The sequence below is a fragment of the Mycobacterium bourgelatii genome, assembly GCF_010723575.1.
GTDB lineage: Bacteria > Actinomycetota > Actinomycetes > Mycobacteriales > Mycobacteriaceae > Mycobacterium > Mycobacterium bourgelatii.
Genome location: NZ_BLKZ01000002.1, coordinates 555,764 through 570,628 on the forward strand (window position 1 = coordinate 555,764; position 14,865 = coordinate 570,628).

General features: G+C 69.1%; 7 protein-coding genes and 1 pseudogene. 3 read left to right on the forward strand and 5 right to left on the reverse strand.

Features of this window, described 5'->3' with window-relative positions:
- Nucleotides 1-1,333: 1,333 nt before the first annotated feature.
- A pseudogene (locus tag G6N68_RS32270) lies at nt 1,334-1,426 on the forward strand (PE family protein); the annotation flags it as partial.
- 1,122 nt (nt 1,427-2,548) lie between these two features.
- On the opposite strand, the gene G6N68_RS27565 reads toward G6N68_RS32270, so the two are convergent.
- Entirely contained in the window at nt 2,549-3,550 is a 1,002-nt protein-coding gene (locus tag G6N68_RS27565; RefSeq protein ID WP_163719331.1) for a PHP domain-containing protein, read from the reverse strand.
- Entirely contained in the window at nt 3,550-3,987 is a 438-nt protein-coding gene (locus G6N68_RS27570) for a hypothetical protein (protein WP_163719332.1), read from the reverse strand. The genes G6N68_RS27565 and G6N68_RS27570 overlap by 1 nt, the downstream gene beginning before the upstream one ends.
- 51 nt (nt 3,988-4,038) lie before the next feature.
- On the opposite strand from G6N68_RS27570, the gene G6N68_RS27575 reads away from it, so the two are divergent.
- The gene (locus G6N68_RS27575; RefSeq protein ID WP_163719333.1) at nt 4,039-4,884 is read left to right on the forward strand and encodes an LLM class F420-dependent oxidoreductase; all 846 of its coding nucleotides are present in this window, start codon (nt 4,039-4,041) and stop codon (nt 4,882-4,884) included.
- 344 nt (nt 4,885-5,228) lie between these two features.
- Here G6N68_RS27575 and G6N68_RS27580 read toward each other — a convergent pair whose 3' ends face one another.
- Nucleotides 5,229-6,695 carry a glutamate synthase subunit beta gene (locus tag G6N68_RS27580; protein ID WP_163719334.1) on the reverse strand — a complete coding sequence of 489 codons (1,467 nt, stop codon included), beginning with the start codon at nt 6,693-6,695 and terminating at the stop codon, nt 5,229-5,231.
- Nucleotides 6,688-11,283, reverse strand: coding sequence for a glutamate synthase large subunit (gltB, locus tag G6N68_RS27585; RefSeq protein WP_163719335.1), 4,596 nt, complete (start codon nt 11,281-11,283; stop codon nt 6,688-6,690). Before gltB ends, G6N68_RS27580 begins: the two co-directional genes overlap by 8 nt.
- Nucleotides 11,284-12,744: 1,461 nt before the next feature.
- On the opposite strand from gltB, the gene G6N68_RS27590 reads away from it, so the two are divergent.
- Entirely contained in the window at nt 12,745-13,896 is a 1,152-nt protein-coding gene (locus G6N68_RS27590) for a MinD/ParA family ATP-binding protein (protein ID WP_240356017.1), read from the forward strand.
- On the opposite strand, the gene sigI is transcribed toward G6N68_RS27590, so the two are convergent.
- Nucleotides 13,847-14,779: an RNA polymerase sigma factor SigI gene (gene sigI, locus G6N68_RS27595; protein ID WP_163719336.1), complete on the reverse strand. Its 933-nt coding sequence runs from the start codon at nt 14,777-14,779 to the stop codon at nt 13,847-13,849. The two genes, G6N68_RS27590 and sigI, sit on opposite strands and share 50 nt — an antisense overlap.
- Nucleotides 14,780-14,865 lie beyond the last annotated feature (86 nt).

Below are 14,865 nucleotides of genomic sequence, written 5' to 3' on the forward strand. Positions count from 1 at the left end.
GACCGGTAGTGCCGGATCGTATGCCTCGGCCGAATCGGCTGCGGCACAGCCATTGCAGAGCCTGCTGGATGTGGTCAATGCACAGTTTGTCGCCCAGACCGGGCGCCCGCTGATCGGCAATGGCGCCAACGGCGCTCCCGGGACGGGCCAAAACGGCGGTGCCGGTGGATGGTTGATCGGCAACGGCGGGGCCGGCGGTTCGGGCACCTCGACCGCGGGCGCCGACGGCGGGCCCGGCGGGGCCGGCGGAGCGAGCGGGCTGTTCGGCAGCGGCGGCGCCGGCGGGGCCGGGGGTGTGGCCACCACCGCGGGCAAGGCCGGCGGAGCTGGCGGCGCGGGTGGCAACGCCATGCTGTGGGGCTCAGGCGGCGCCGGCGGGGCGGGCGGTGCCTCCACCGATGGCGCCGGCGCGGGCGGTGGTGCGGGTGGCCGCGGCGGCAATGCCGGCTTGTTGTTCGGCGCGGCCGGGGCCGGTGGGCCGGGCGGCTTCACCTTCGGAGGTGCCACCGGCGGCGCCGGTGGGGCCGGCGGCAATGGCGGGTTGTTCACCGACGGCGGGGCCGGTGGGGCGGGCGGGCCCGGAGCCACGGGTGGGGCCGGCGGCGCTGGTGGGACCGGCGGCATGTTCGGCGCCGGAGGGACCGGCGGGGCCGGGGGCATCGGGACCTCGACCACCGCCGGGACCACCGGAGGTGCCGGCGGGGCCGGCGGGGCGGGCGGCATGTTCGGCGCCGGCGGCACCGGCGGTTCCGGTGGGTCGAGCTTGGGTAGCGCCGGCGGCGCCGGCGGCGCTGGCGGTGACGCGGGCATGTTCTCCTTCGGCGATGGTGGTGCCGGTGGAGCCGGCGGCGAGGGCCTCAACAATGCGCAGACCGCCGGCGGCGCCGGCGGGGCCGGTGGAAACGCGGGCCTGCTGGTTGGCAATGGCGGCGCCGGCGGGGCCGGCGGGCAAGGCCGCACTGCCGGCGGCGTCGGCGGGGCGGGCGGTAACGCCGGGCAACTGCTGGGTTCGGGCGGCTCGGGCGGCACCGGTGGGGCCGGGATCGCCACCGGCGGTGCCGGTGGGGCCGGCGGGAACTCCGGAGTGTTCGGCAACGGCGGCAACGGCGGCAACGGCGGCGCCGGCGTCACCACCGGCGGCAACGGCGGCACCGGCGGCAACGGGGTGCTGATCGGCAATGGCGGCAATGCCGGTAGCGGCGGCACCGGCACAACCGCCGGCAAGGCCGGCCTCGGCGGCACCAGCGGGCTGCTGCTGGGCGCCGACGGGATCGGCGCGCCGATCAGCACCAACCCGATCCACATGCTGCAACAAGACGCACTCAACATCGTCAACCAGCCCGTGCAGGCGTTGACCGGGCGCCCGCTGATCGGCAACGGCGCCAACGGAACCCCGGGAACCGGGGCCGCCGGCGGCGACGGCGGCTGGCTGTTCGGCAACGGCGGCAACGGCGCGCACGGGGCCACCAACACCGCGGCCGCCGGGGCCGGCGGCAACGGTGGCGCCGGTGGCGCCGGCGGCGGCTTGTTCGGCAACGGCGGCACCGGCGGGGCCGGCGGGATCGCCAACGGCGCGGGCGGAGTCGGCGGCACCGGTGGCACGGGTGGCTCGGCGCTACTGAACGGCTCCGGCGGCGCCGGCGGGGCCGGCGGACAGGCGATCAACGCCGGCAAGGGCGGCGCGGGCGGACGTGGGGGCAACGCCGGATTCCTCGGCGGCGCCGCCGGCAGCGGCGGCTACGGTGCCGGCTCCGGGCCCACCGGCGTGGGCGGGGCCGGCGGCACCGGCGGGCTGTTCAGCAATGGTGGAGTCGGCGGGTCTGGTGGCGCGGGCGCCGGGGGCGGGGCCGGTGGCAACGGGTTGCTGTTCGGCGCTGGCGGCACCGGCGGGGCGGGCGGCTTGGCCGGTAGCGGCGGCGCCGGGGGCACGGGCGGGCTGTTCGGCTCCGGCGGCGACGGCGGGTCCGGCGGCTACACGGCCGGTACCGGCGGCAGCGGCGGGGCCGGGGGTAACGCCGGGGCGCTGTCCTTCGGAACGGGCGGTGCCGGCGGCTCCGGTGGGGCCGGCGTCTCGACCGGCGGCGCCGGCGGGGCAGGCGGCAATGCCAGCCTGCTGTTCGGTTCGGGCGGGGCCGGTGGCATCGGCGGTCACGGCGGCGCCGGCGGGAGCGGCACCCAACAAGGCGGCGCCGGGGGTGCGGGCGGCAACGCCGGGCTGCTCTCGGGCTCCGGTGGTGCCGGTGGTGCCGGCGGGTCCGGCGCCAACGCGAACGGCCAGGGCACCGGCGGCGCAGGCGGCACCGGCGGTAAGGCCGGCGTCACCGGCAGCGGCGGCGACGGCGGTGCCGGCGGCTTCGGCGCCACCACGGCCGGCAAGGGCGGCAACGGCGGTAACGCAGTCCTCGTCGGCAACGGTGGTAACGGCGGCAACGCCGGCAAGGCCGGTGGCACCGCGGGTACCGGCGGCACTGGCGGGCTCCTGCTGGGCGACGACGGCGAGAACGGCAAGGCGTGATCAGCAGTCTCGACGCCTGACCGGCCCAGGCTGCTAGGTGGCAGCCCACTCCAGAAGTTGCTCGGCCGGCCAGGCGTTGACGATGCGATCGGCCCCGATGCCGGCGTCCAACGCCTGCTGCGCGCCGTAACCGAGGAAGTCCAGCTGGCCGGGCGCGTGCGCGTCGGTGTCGATGCTGAAGACACAGCCGATGTCCCGCGCCAGGTTCAGCAGCCGGGTCGGCGGATCCCTGCGCTCGGGACGCGAGTTGATCTCCACGGCGGTGCCGTGGTCACGGCAGGCGGTGAACACCGCTTCGGCGTCGAACTTCGATTCGGGCCGGATTCCGCGGTTTCCGGAAACCAGTCGGCCGGTGCAGTGGCCCAGCACGTCCGTGTGCGGGTTGGAGACGGCGTTGAGCATCCGCCGGGTCATGGCGGCGCCGTCCATCGCCAGCTTCGAATGAACGCTCGCCACCACGATGTCGAGCCGCTCCAACAGCTCGGGCTCCTGATCCAGGCTGCCGTCCTCGAGGATGTCCACCTCGATTCCGGTCAGAATGCGCATCGCGAACTTGTCCCGCAGCGCGTCGATCTCGTCGAGTTGCCTGCGCAGCCGCTCCGGCGATAGGCCGTTGGCGATGGTCAATCGGGGTGAATGGTCGGTCAGCGCGCAGTACTCGTGGCCGAGCTCCGCCGCGGTCGTCATCATCTCCTCGATCGGCGCGGATCCGTCGGACCAGTTCGAATGCAGGTGCAGATCTCCCCGCAGCGCGGCGCGGATCTCTCCGCCACCCAAATCCTTTGCCTCAGACCGCAATTCGACCAGTTGGTCAGGTTCTTGTCCGGCCCACGCCTGCGCGATGACCTTGGCGGTCTTGGGCCCGATGCCCGGGATCGATTGCCAACTGTTGGCCTGGCCGTGGCGTTCCAAAGCGGCCTCATCCATGCCCTCGAGGATGTCGGCGGCGTTGCGATAGGCCATTACCCGCCTGGGGTCCTGGCGGCTGCGGTCCTTGTAGTAGGCGATCTGCCGCAGGGCCACTACCGGGTCCACTACCCGGTCCACAATTGCCCCGCGATGAACCCGGCGAACACCACGGCGAAGCCGCCCATCTCGCCCACGATGAGCGCGGTCATCGCCAGCCGGGTGCCGCGTACCGGCGGATCGAATTGATTCTCGGTGTCGCGCAGCGCGCCGTGCAGGATGTAGCTACCGATCGCGGCGACGAAGAAGAACACCGTCACCATGGCCGCGGACAGGTTCACCCACGTCGGCCAGGCGCTGAGTTCGACGAACGCCGCGATCAGCAGCGTCGCGAACGCGTACAGCAGCGCCGCGCGGTGGGCTATGTCGACATACGGGTGCGCGCGGTGGTCATCGCTGACCATGATCTGGCGGTACTTCCACACCCCGAGACCAAGCGCCAGAAGAAAGATAAGTCCCGTCGCCAGCAGGGTGATTTTGGTGTCGAATCCGAGGGCACAGCTCATCGTTGGTCCGAGTGTAGTTGTGCCACAGGAACGGGGCCTAACGTCGCAGGTATGCGATTCGCGTTCAAAACCTCACCGCAGAACACCACCTGGCCGGAGATGCTGGCCGTTTGGCAGGCCGCCGACGACATCGACGTCTACGAATCCGGTTGGACCTTCGACCACTTCTACCCGATCTTCAGCGACTCCAGCGGACCCTGCCTCGAGGGCTGGACGACCCTGACGGCGTTGGCCCAGGCGACGAAACGGCTGCGGCTGGGCACCTTGGTCACCGGGATCCACTACCGCCACCCCGCCGTGCTGGCCAACATGGCCGCCGCGCTCGACATCATCTCCAACGGCCGGCTCGAACTGGGCATCGGCGCCGGGTGGAACGAGGAGGAGTCGAACGCCTACGGCATCGAACTGGGCACCATCAAGGAGCGCTTCGACCGCTTCGAAGAGGCGTGCGAGGTGTTGATCGGGCTGCTCAGCCAGGAGACGACCGACTTTGACGGCAAGTACTACCAACTCAAAGGTGCCCGCAACGAGCCGAAGGGTCCGCAGCGACCACACCCGCCCATCTGCATCGGCGGCAGCGGCGAGAAGCGCACGCTGCGCATCGTCGCGCGCTATGCCCAGCACTGGAATTTCGCCGGCGGCACGCCCGAGGAGTTCGCCCGCAAGCGCGACGTGCTGGCGTCGCACTGCTCGGATATCGGACGCGATCCCAAGGAAATCACCCTGTCGGCGCATCTGCGCTTGGGTCCGGAACGTGACTACAGCCAAACCATCGCGGACGCCGCTGCGCTGGCCGCCGAAGGCTTGGAGTTGGGGATCGTCTACATCAATCCCCCGCACGACCCGAGCGTGCTGGAACCGATGGCGGAAGCGATCCGGGAATCTGGACTTCTCTAGATAACCGCCTGATCAACCGAGAGCAAACCTGCTATGCGCTCGAGTCGCACCGGCGTCGCGCTCACATGGCGAAGCGGAGTAAATCCTCGGCGGTAACCAGGCGCTCGTGCTTGGCCGGGAACTCATGGCTTCTCACCGGGTGACGAAGCCATGACCAGGCGATTCGGCTGACGCGTGACCGGGGCACTCGGTTGCTACGCACAGTGACACTCCTGCGATCTTGGAACTTTTGCGGGATTCCCATGTGACGAATCCCACAGTTGCCCATTAGACACCTTGCGTCTGGCAAACGTTCAGCGACGCGCCGAGCAATTTATCAAATGTTTCTGGTGTGACTGGTGTGACTAAACGAGCGGCCGAGCCGTCGGCTTGATCGGCGCCGGCAGCGCACTTGAGCCCATCAGATACCGATCCACTCCCGCGGCCGCGGCCCGTCCCTCGGCGATCGCCCAGACGATCAGCGACTGCCCGCGGCCCATGTCGCCGGCAACGAAGACACCCGGCACCGAGGTCTCGAAGTCGTCGCCCCGGTCCACGTTGCCGCGCTCGGTGAACTTCACCCCGAGGTCGGTGAGCAGGCCCTCCTTCTCCGGCCCGACGAAGCCCATCGCCAGCAACACCAGATCCGCCTCGAGCTCGAAGTCCGTGCCTTCGACCTTGACGAACTTGCCGTTCTCCATGGTCACTTCGTGCGCCTTGAGCGCGGTGACGTGCCCGTCCTTGCCGACGAATTGCTCGGTGTTGACGGAGAAGACCCGCTCGCCGCCCTCTTCGTGCGCCGACGACACCCGGTACATCAGTGGGTAGGTCGGCCACGGTGTCGACTCTGCGCGAGTTTCCGGCGGTCGCGGCATGATCTCGAACTGGTGGATGCTGACCGCACCCTGACGGTGCGCGGTGCCCAAGCAGTCGGCCCCGGTGTCGCCACCACCGATGATGACGACCTTCTTGCCCTTGGCGGTGATCGGCGGCTGGCCATCCTCGTCCAGGATGTCGTCGCCCTCCTGCACGCGGTTACCCCACGGCAGGTACTCCATCGCCTGGTGAATGCCGTCCAGATCGCGCCCCGGGATCGGCAGGTCGCGCCACGCGGTGGCCCCGCCCGCCAGCACGACGGCGTCGAAATCGGCGAGCAGCTGCTCGGCGGTGATGTCGACGCCGACGTTGACGTTCGGCCGGAACTCGGTGCCCTCGGCCCGCATCTGATCCAACCGCCGGTCCAAAACGCGCTTTTCCATCTTGAACTCGGGGATGCCGTAGCGCAGCAGTCCCCCGATGCGGTCGTCACGCTCGAAGACGGTGACGACATGTCCCGCGCGCGTGAGCTGCTGGGCGGCGGCCAGACCCGCTGGGCCCGAACCGATGACGGCCACCGTCTTACCGGTTTCGCAGTGCGGTCGCACCGGCTCGACCCAACCCTCGTCGAAGGCCCGGTCGATGATCTCCAGCTCGATCTGTTTGATCGTCACCGGGTCCTGGTTGATGCCCAGCACGCACGCCGGCTCACACGGCGCCGGGCAGAGCCGGCCGGTGAAGTCCGGGAAGTTGTTGGTGGCGTGCAGTCGCTCGATGGCGTCGCGGAAGCGACCGCGGCGCACCAGGTCATTCCACTCCGGGATCAAGTTGCCCAGCGGACATCCGTTATGGCAGAACGGGATACCGCAGTCCATGCAACGAGTGGCCTGCTCGCGCAGGGTCCCCTCGTCGAATTCCTCGTATACCTCGTGCCAGTCACGCAGCCGAATCGGCACGGGCCGCCGCTTGGGCAGTTCCCGCTTGGTGTACTTCAGAAAGCCACGTGGATCAGCCATGTGCCGCCGCCATTATCGCCTCGTCGACATCGGTGCCGTCGCGTTCCGCTTGGGCAATCGCCTGCAGCACCTTCTTGTAGTCACGGGGCATCACCTTGACGAAGTGCCGAAGCTGGTTACTCCAGTCAGCCAGGATCCGCTGCCCGACAGCGGAATCGGTGTTGTCCACGTGCGCCTGAATGATGCCGTGCAGGAATTCCGCGTCGTCCTCGTCAGGTGTTTCTACGTCAACCATTTCCGTGTTGAGGTTGTTGGGTAGCTCGTTGTCGGGGTCGTACAGGTAGGCCACGCCGCCCGACATGCCGGCGGCGAAGTTGCGGCCCGTACGGCCCAGGATGACCACCCGGCCGCCGGTCATGTATTCGCAGCCGTGGTCACCCACGCCCTCGACGACCGCATGCGCGCCCGAGTTGCGGACCGCGAAACGTTCCCCGACCACGCCGCGCAGGAAGACCTCGCCGCTGGTCGCGCCGAACAGAATCACGTTGCCGCCGATGATGTTTTCCTCGGCCACGTAGTCCGGCGGCGCATTGTCCGAGGGCCGCACCACAATTCGGCCACCGGACAGACCCTTGCCGACGTAGTCGTTGGCGTCACCGTAGATCCGCAGGGTGATCCCCTTGGGCACGAACGCGCCGAAGCTGTTGCCCGCCGACCCGTCGAACGTGATGTCGATGGTGCCGTCCGGCAGCCCTTGGCCGCCATAGGCTTTGGTGACCTCGTGGCCGAGCATGGTGCCCACCGTGCGGTTCACGTTGCTGATCTTGGTGGAGAAGCGAACCGGCTTCTGCGAGTCCAGGGCTTCCCTGCTCATCACGATCAGCTGCTGGTCCAGCGCCTTGTCCAGGCCGTGGTCCTGTCGCGAACTGCAGTACAGGTCCTGGTTCATGAACGCCGATTCCGGCTCGTGCAGCACCGGCGTCAGATCCAGGCGGTGGGCCTTCCAGTGCGCGCGCGCCAGCGTGGTGTCCAACGCACCGGCCTGGCCGATCGCTTCGTTCAGGGTGCGGAAACCCAACTGCGCCATGTATTCCCGGACTTCTTCGGCGATGAACATGAAGAAGTTCTCGACGAACTCGGGCTTACCGGTGAAGCGCTCACGCAGCACCGGGTTCTGGGTGGCCACACCGACCGGGCAGGTGTCGAGGTGACATACCCGCATCATGATGCAGCCGGCCACCACCAGCGGCGCTGTGGCGAAGCCGAATTCCTCGGCGCCCAGCAGCGCGGCGATCATCACGTCGCGTCCGGTCTTGAGCTGACCGTCGACCTGAACCACGATGCGATCGCGTAATCCGTTGAGCAGCAACGTCTGCTGCGTCTCGGCCAGTCCCAGCTCCCACGGGGCGCCGGCGTGCTTCATCGACGTCAGCGGCGTGGCCCCGGTGCCGCCGTCGTGCCCGGAAATCAGCACCACGTCGGCGTGCGCTTTGGAGACACCGGCCGCAACCGTGCCCACCCCGTTCTCCGAGACGAGCTTGACGTGCACCCGTGCCTGCGGGTTGGCATTCTTCAGGTCGTGGATCAGCTGCGCCAGATCCTCGATCGAATAGATGTCGTGGTGCGGCGGTGGCGAGATCAGGCCCACACCCGGGGTCGAGTGCCGGACCGAGGCGACCCACGGGTACACCTTGTGACCCGGAAGCTGGCCGCCCTCACCGGGTTTCGCACCCTGGGCCATCTTGATCTGGATGTCGGTGCAGTTGGTCAGGTAATGCGACGTGACACCGAACCGCGCGGACGCGACCTGCTTGATGGCGCTGCGGCGCCAGTCGCCGTTGGGGTCGCGCTCGAATCGTTTGACGTCCTCGCCACCTTCACCGCTGTTGGACCGACCGCCCAGCCGGTTCATCGCGATGGCGAGCGTTTCGTGCGCTTCGGCCGAAATCGAGCCGTAGCTCATCGCGCCCGTCGAGAAGCGCTTGACGATCTCGCTGGCCGGCTCCACCTCTTCCAGCGAAACCGGCGGACGTACGCCGGCACGGAACTTCAGCAGACCGCGCAGCGACGCCATCCGCTCGCTCTGGTCGTCGACCAGCCGCGTGTACTCCTTGAAGATCTTGTATTGGCCGGTACGCGTGGAGTGTTGGAGCTTGAACACCGTCTCCGGGTTGAACAGGTGGTACTCACCCTCCCGGCGCCACTGGTATTCCCCGCCCACTTCCAGCTCGCGGTGCGCGCGTTCGTCGGGCCGGTCCAGGTAGGCCAGCGCGTGGCGCGCGGCGACGTCCGCGGCGATGTCGTCCAGCGTGATTCCGCCAGTGGGACAGGAGAGTCCGGTGAAGTACTCGTCCAGAACCTCTTCGGAGACCCCGACCGCCTGGAACAGCTGCGCGCCGGTGTAGGACGCCAACGTCGAGATGCCCATCTTGGACATGACTTTCAGCACGCCCTTGCCGGCGGCCTTCACGTAGTTCTGCAGCGCGGTGTTGCGGTCGATCCCGTCCCCGAGACCGTCCAAGACGCCGCGGTCGAGCATGTCCTCGATCGACTCGAACACCAGGTAGGGGTTGATCGCGGCAGCACCGCAACCGATCAGCATCGCCATGTGGTGCACCTCGCGGGCATCGCCGGATTCGACGACGAGCCCCACGTGGGTGCGGGTCCGCTCGCGGACCAGGTGGTGGTGCACGCCCGCGACGGCGAGCAGCGACGGGATCGGGGCCAGCTCCTCATCGGAGCCGCGGTCGGACAGGATGATCATCCGGGCGCCGTCGGCGATCGCCGCCGAGGCCTGCGCCCGCACCTCATCCATGGCGGCGGCCAGCCCGGCGCCGCCCTCGGCGACCGGGTACAGACATCGGATCACCTTGGACCGCATGCCGTGCGGACGCCCGTTGACCTCGTCCTCAGGGTTGAGGTTGATCAGCTTGGCCAGCTCGTAGTTGCGCAGGATCGGCTGCGGCAGCGAGATCTGGTGGCAGGAGTCCGGCTCCGGGTTGAGCAGGTCCCGCTCGCCGCCGGTGGTGCCCTGCAGGCTCGTCACCACCTCCTCGCGGATGGCGTCCAACGGCGGGTTGGTCACCTGCGCGAACAACTGGTGGAAGTAGTCGTAGAGCATCCTCGGACGCTTCGACAGCACCGCGATCGGGGTGTCGGTGCCCATCGAGCCGATCGGCTCGGCGCCGGTGCGCACCATCGGTGCCACCAGCAGGTTGAGTTCCTCGTAGGTGTAGCCGAAGGCCTGCTGCCGCATGACCAGCCGGTGGTGCGGCATCCGCACGTACTTGTTGGCCGGCAGCTTCTCGATGGGAACCAGGCCCTGGTCGAGCCACTCCTGGTACGGGTGCTCGGCCGCCAACTGCGCTTTGATCTCTTCGTCGGCGACGATGCGGCCCTGCGTGGTGTCCACCAGGAACATGCGGCCGGGCTGCAGCCGCATGCGCTGCACCACGGTCGAGGGGTCCAGGTCGAGCACGCCGGCCTCGGAGGCCATGACGACCAGGCCGTCGCTGGTGACCCAGATGCGGGACGGCCGCAGGCCGTTGCGGTCCAGCACCGCGCCGACGATGGTGCCGTCGGTGAAGGTGATCGACGCCGGGCCGTCCCACGGCTCCATCAACGAAGCGTGGTACTGGTAGAACGCCCGTCGCGCGGGGTCCATCGACTCGTGTCGTTCCCAAGCCTCGGGGATCATCATCAGGACCGCGTGGGCCAGGCTGCGTCCACCGAGGTGCAGCAATTCGACGACCTCGTCGAAGCGCGCGGTGTCCGAAGCGCCGGGCGTGCAGATCGGGAACAGCTTCTCGACATCGGCTTCGGATCCGAAGACGTCGGTCTTGATCAGGGCCTCCCGGGCCCGCATCCAGTTCTCGTTGCCGGTGACCGTGTTGATCTCGCCGTTGTGGGCCACCCGCCGGAAGGGATGCGCCAGCGGCCACGACGGGAAGGTGTTCGTGGAGAAGCGCGAGTGCACGATGCCGAGCGCGCTGGTGAGCCGCTCATCCTGCAGGTCCAGGTAGAACGCCTTGAGCTGCGGGGTGGTCAGCATGCCCTTGTAGACGAAGGTGCGGCCGGACAGGCTGGGGAAATACACCGTTTCCCGACCGGGCCCGTCCTGGCCGGGGCCCTTGGTGCCGAGTTCATGCTCGGCGCGCTTGCGGACGACGTAGGCGCGGCGCTCCAGCGTCATGCCCTCCGCGCCCGCAATAAAGACCTGGCGGAAGGTGGGCATCGCGTCGCGCGACAACGCGCCCAGCGACGAGTCGTCGATGGGGACGTTGCGCCAGCCGAGCACCTGCAGGCCCTCGGCCTCGACAATCTTCTCGACCGCCTCGCAGGCCGCTGCGGCGTCCCGAGACGACTGCGGCAGGAACGCGATGCCGGTGGCGTAGCTCCCCGCCGGCGGCAGCTCGAACTCCACCACCTCGCGCAGGAACGCATCCGGGACCTGGATCAGGATCCCGGCGCCGTCACCACTGCGCGGCTCGGCGCCCTGCGCACCCCGGTGTTCCAGGTTGAGCAACGCAGTGATCGCTTTGTCCACAATGTCCCGGGACTGCCGGCCGTGCATATCGACGACCATGGCAACCCCGCACGAATCATGTTCGAACGCGGGGTTGTACAACCCGACGCGCTTGGGCGCCATTCCCACCTAACCCTTCACAAGACTCTTTGCACGGCCTTCATCAGCGCCTCCGATGAGGATGTACCCGAAGGTTGCGGGCCCTACCCCTTCGGCCCCTGCCGATAGGCTGGTCGACAGGCGGTGATGATCTCGTTAGTAATTCGTCCGTGCAGCGCTGAACGGTGGCCTTTTAACCGATTTCGACAAGTCGTAAAACGATATGACAAAACCCGCCTGACATGCCAACTTACCAATAGTAACCCGCAAGCTGGCGGCAACGTAAATTCGCTGTAACCGCTGTTAGACAACCGCTTGACGCGGGCCGATGGGTTGCCGGGAGCTGGGCCAACGCCTTTCTTGTGACGAGGCTCACCGGCCGGCCGCGCGGCCGCGAACAAATTTGCTGAGATCGAGCTGCCGGGTCACCCGGGGGACCGCTTGCCGTCGACCTCGACCGTCACTCCAGCAACATCGCCGACGATAATGCATGGCAGCGTTGGGTTGAATTCATCGTCCCCCCGGCCATGGCCCCGCGGGCCCAGCTGATGTGGCCGGCCCGACCGAAGTTTGCACAGTCCAGCCGGGGATGGGACGGTGATCGATACTGGACTAATACTGACTGAGCGTCCGACGTTGTCCGGCGGTGCGAGGGCTACCCAAGGCGCGCGAGAACGGTCGGCGCCAGTCAGCCGAGGAGCCATGAACGAGCGCGAAGAATTCCTCCGGGACCGGATGCGCCCCGACGGGTCGAACACCCCGGTGGCCGACGCGCCAGCCAGCGCTGCGCGCACTCCGCCCGTCGCACCGGCGGGCCCGCCTTATCCGCCTCCTCAACCGCCAGCGCACCCAACTCGCCAACCGCAACCGCACCCGCCTCGCTCGCAGGCGCCTCTTCCCCACCGCATAGACGCAACCGTGCACGAGGCACCGCCCCTCCCGCACCGGCAGCCGGCAGCGCCGCAGCGACCCGTACCTCCACCCCCTCCCCCGCGCCCACTTGACGCGACCGCGCAGCAGGCACGCCCCGGGCCCTTCCCACCGCCCGCTGCGCCACGCCCGCCCGGGCCTCCGCCACCTCCCGCCGGCCCGCCGCAGGTGCACGAAGCACGACCGAGCCCCCCGCCGTCGGCAACCCAGTCATACCCAGCGCCGCCTCCGCCTCTTGCACCGCGCTCACCAGCGGGGACGGGGCACGAAGCGGTACGCGCGCCGCTCCCGCCGACGCCGCCGGCCCCAACGCCGGTGGTCACGGTGCACGACGAACCACTCCCGCCGCCGCCAGCTCCCGCCGTGACCGTCCACGAGGAACCCGTCCCCCAACCCGACGTCACCGTCCACGACGAACCAATCCCCCGTCCGGCCACCACCGTGCACGACGTTCCGATCCCGCCGCTGCCCCCACCGGCGCCCACCCTGCACGACGAACCGATCCCGCCGTTGCCACCGCCTGCAACGACGGTGCACGAGGTGCCGGTCCCCCCGTTGCCGCCGACAGCCCCGCAGCAAGAGCACCCGCACTGGCCGGGGTCGCCGGCCGGTCCGCCACCACCCACGTGGCGACTGCACACCCCGCCGCATCCGGGCGCCCCGCCACACCCAGGTGCGCCACCGCAGCCATTTCAGCCGTTCCCAAGCGCACCGCAGCGGCCGGAGTCACCGCCGCACGGACCGCCGCACGGCCCCCCACAGCAGGAGCCGTGGACCGACGACTTCGCCGAACCAGCACCGGCTCGGCGGGAGTACGACGACCGCGGCTGGCGGCGCGCTGTCCGAAAGGCCAGCGGGGGGCTGATCAAGCCGGGGCCGTCAGCCGCGCAACGCGAAGCCGCTCAACTCGAAGCGGCGATACGCGTGCCCCTGCACGGCACCCACAAAGTCGGCGTCCTTGGTAAAGGCGGGGTGGGCAAGACCTCGGTGGCCGCCAGCGTCGGATCCATCTTGGCTGAGCTGCGCCAACAGGATCGCGTCGTCGCCATCGACGCAGACACCGCGTTCGGCCGGCTGAGCAGCCGTATCGACCCTGGGACAACGGGGTCGTTCTGGGAGCTCACGGCCGACAAGAACCTGCAGTCGTTCAGCGATATGACCGCCCGAGTGGGCCAGAACGCCGTCGGCCTCTACGTTCTGGGCGGTGAACCGGCGTCCGGTCCACGCCGGGTGCTCGATCCGGCCGTCTACCGGGAAGCCGTGTTGCGGCTGGATCGTTACTTCGCGATCTCGGTCATCGACTGTGGCTCGACCATGGACGCCGGGGTGACCCAGGAAGTCCTGCGCGACCTCGATGCGCTGCTCGTGGTGTCCTCGCCGTGGGCCGACGGGGCTGCCGCCGCCGCGAAGACGCTGGAATGGTTGTCCGACCACGGGCAAACCGATCTACTGCACCGCAGCATCGTGGTGCTCAACGATTCCGACGGCCACGCCGACAAGCGCACCCGATCACAGTTGGCGCGCGAATTCGTCGATCACGGGCGACCCGTGGTCGAGGTGCCGTTCGATCCCCATCTGCGGCCCGGCGGCGTCATCGACGTCACACAAGGGATGGCGCCGCCGACAAGGCTGAAGTTCTTGCAGGTGACGGCGGCGATTACGGGCCACTTTGCGGCGGGTGCGGACGCGCCGAACCCGCCGCGTTGAGTGTTGCCGCGGCCCGCGCAGCGGGGTCGGCCGTCGCCTCGAGCTTGCACACCAGGCCCCCGCGGATCGTCAGCACGACCACGGCGAACAGCCGTCGGTCGGCGAACGCAAGCAGCACTGGTACGCCGGCGGGACCGCTGACCAGCGTCACTCCCGGTGACAGATAACGCAGCAGGTTCGTGGCGACCGCGTGCGGCCCATGGTTGATCTGGGGCGGCGGCGCCGGGTCCGCAAGAACCGTCCCGATCCCCCACACCGCCGGGTCCAAGACCGCGGTCAGCGCGGCGATATCGCCGTTGGCGCACGCGGTGATGAACTTCTCGGTGACCAGTTGGTGCTCGCTCGGGGCGACCTCGTTGAAGGTCGGCTGCGCCGCGCTGAACTTGGCCCGTGCGCGGCGCGCGAGTTGGCGGCAGGTACCCACCGGGCGGCCGACGGTCTGGGCGATGGAATCGAATGGGACGCCGAAGACATCGTGCAGCACGAACGCCACCCGCTCCCCTGGGCTGAGTCGGCGCAAGACTTCCCGGAGCGCGGCACCGACCTCGTCGTCCAGCGTGATCCGGTCGGCAGGATCGGCGGGGTCGGCTGACCGTGGTCGACCGGCGACCGCCGCGTCGGCGTCCGCGCTGGGGCGCTCGTACCGGACCCGGGCCGACCGCACCTGATCGAGGCAGAGCCGACTCGTGACCACCGTGAGCCAACCGCGAACATCGTCGATCTGGTCTGTGTCGGCTCGGGATAGCCGCAGAAACGCCTCCTGCACCGCATCCTCGGCGTCGCCGACATCGCCGACGATTTGATACCCGAGATTCACCAGATACGGGCGGTGCAGACGCCACGCCTCGCCAACGTGGTCACTGCTCGACGGCGGCTGGTTCATACCTGTACGACGATTCGGCGGCGAAGAAAGTTAGGCCTGACGACTCTATGCCTCCGGTATGACTGTAACTTTCCGGTCCCGCGGAC

Bases quoted from the DNA above. Each gene is read 5' to 3' on its own strand.
- G6N68_RS27575 (WP_163719333.1), top strand. From the start codon at position 4,039: ATGCGATTCGCGTTCAAAACCTCACCGCAGAACACCACCTGGCCGGAG.
- gltB (WP_163719335.1), bottom strand. From the start codon at position 11,283: ATGGCGCCCAAGCGCGTCGGGTTGTACAACCCCGCGTTCGAACATGAT.
- sigI (WP_163719336.1), bottom strand. From the start codon at position 14,779: ATGAACCAGCCGCCGTCGAGCAGTGACCACGTTGGCGAGGCGTGGCGT.
- G6N68_RS27570 (WP_163719332.1), bottom strand. From the start codon at position 3,987: ATGAGCTGTGCCCTCGGATTCGACACCAAAATCACCCTGCTGGCGACG.
- G6N68_RS27580 (WP_163719334.1), bottom strand. From the start codon at position 6,695: ATGGCTGATCCACGTGGCTTTCTGAAGTACACCAAGCGGGAACTGCCC.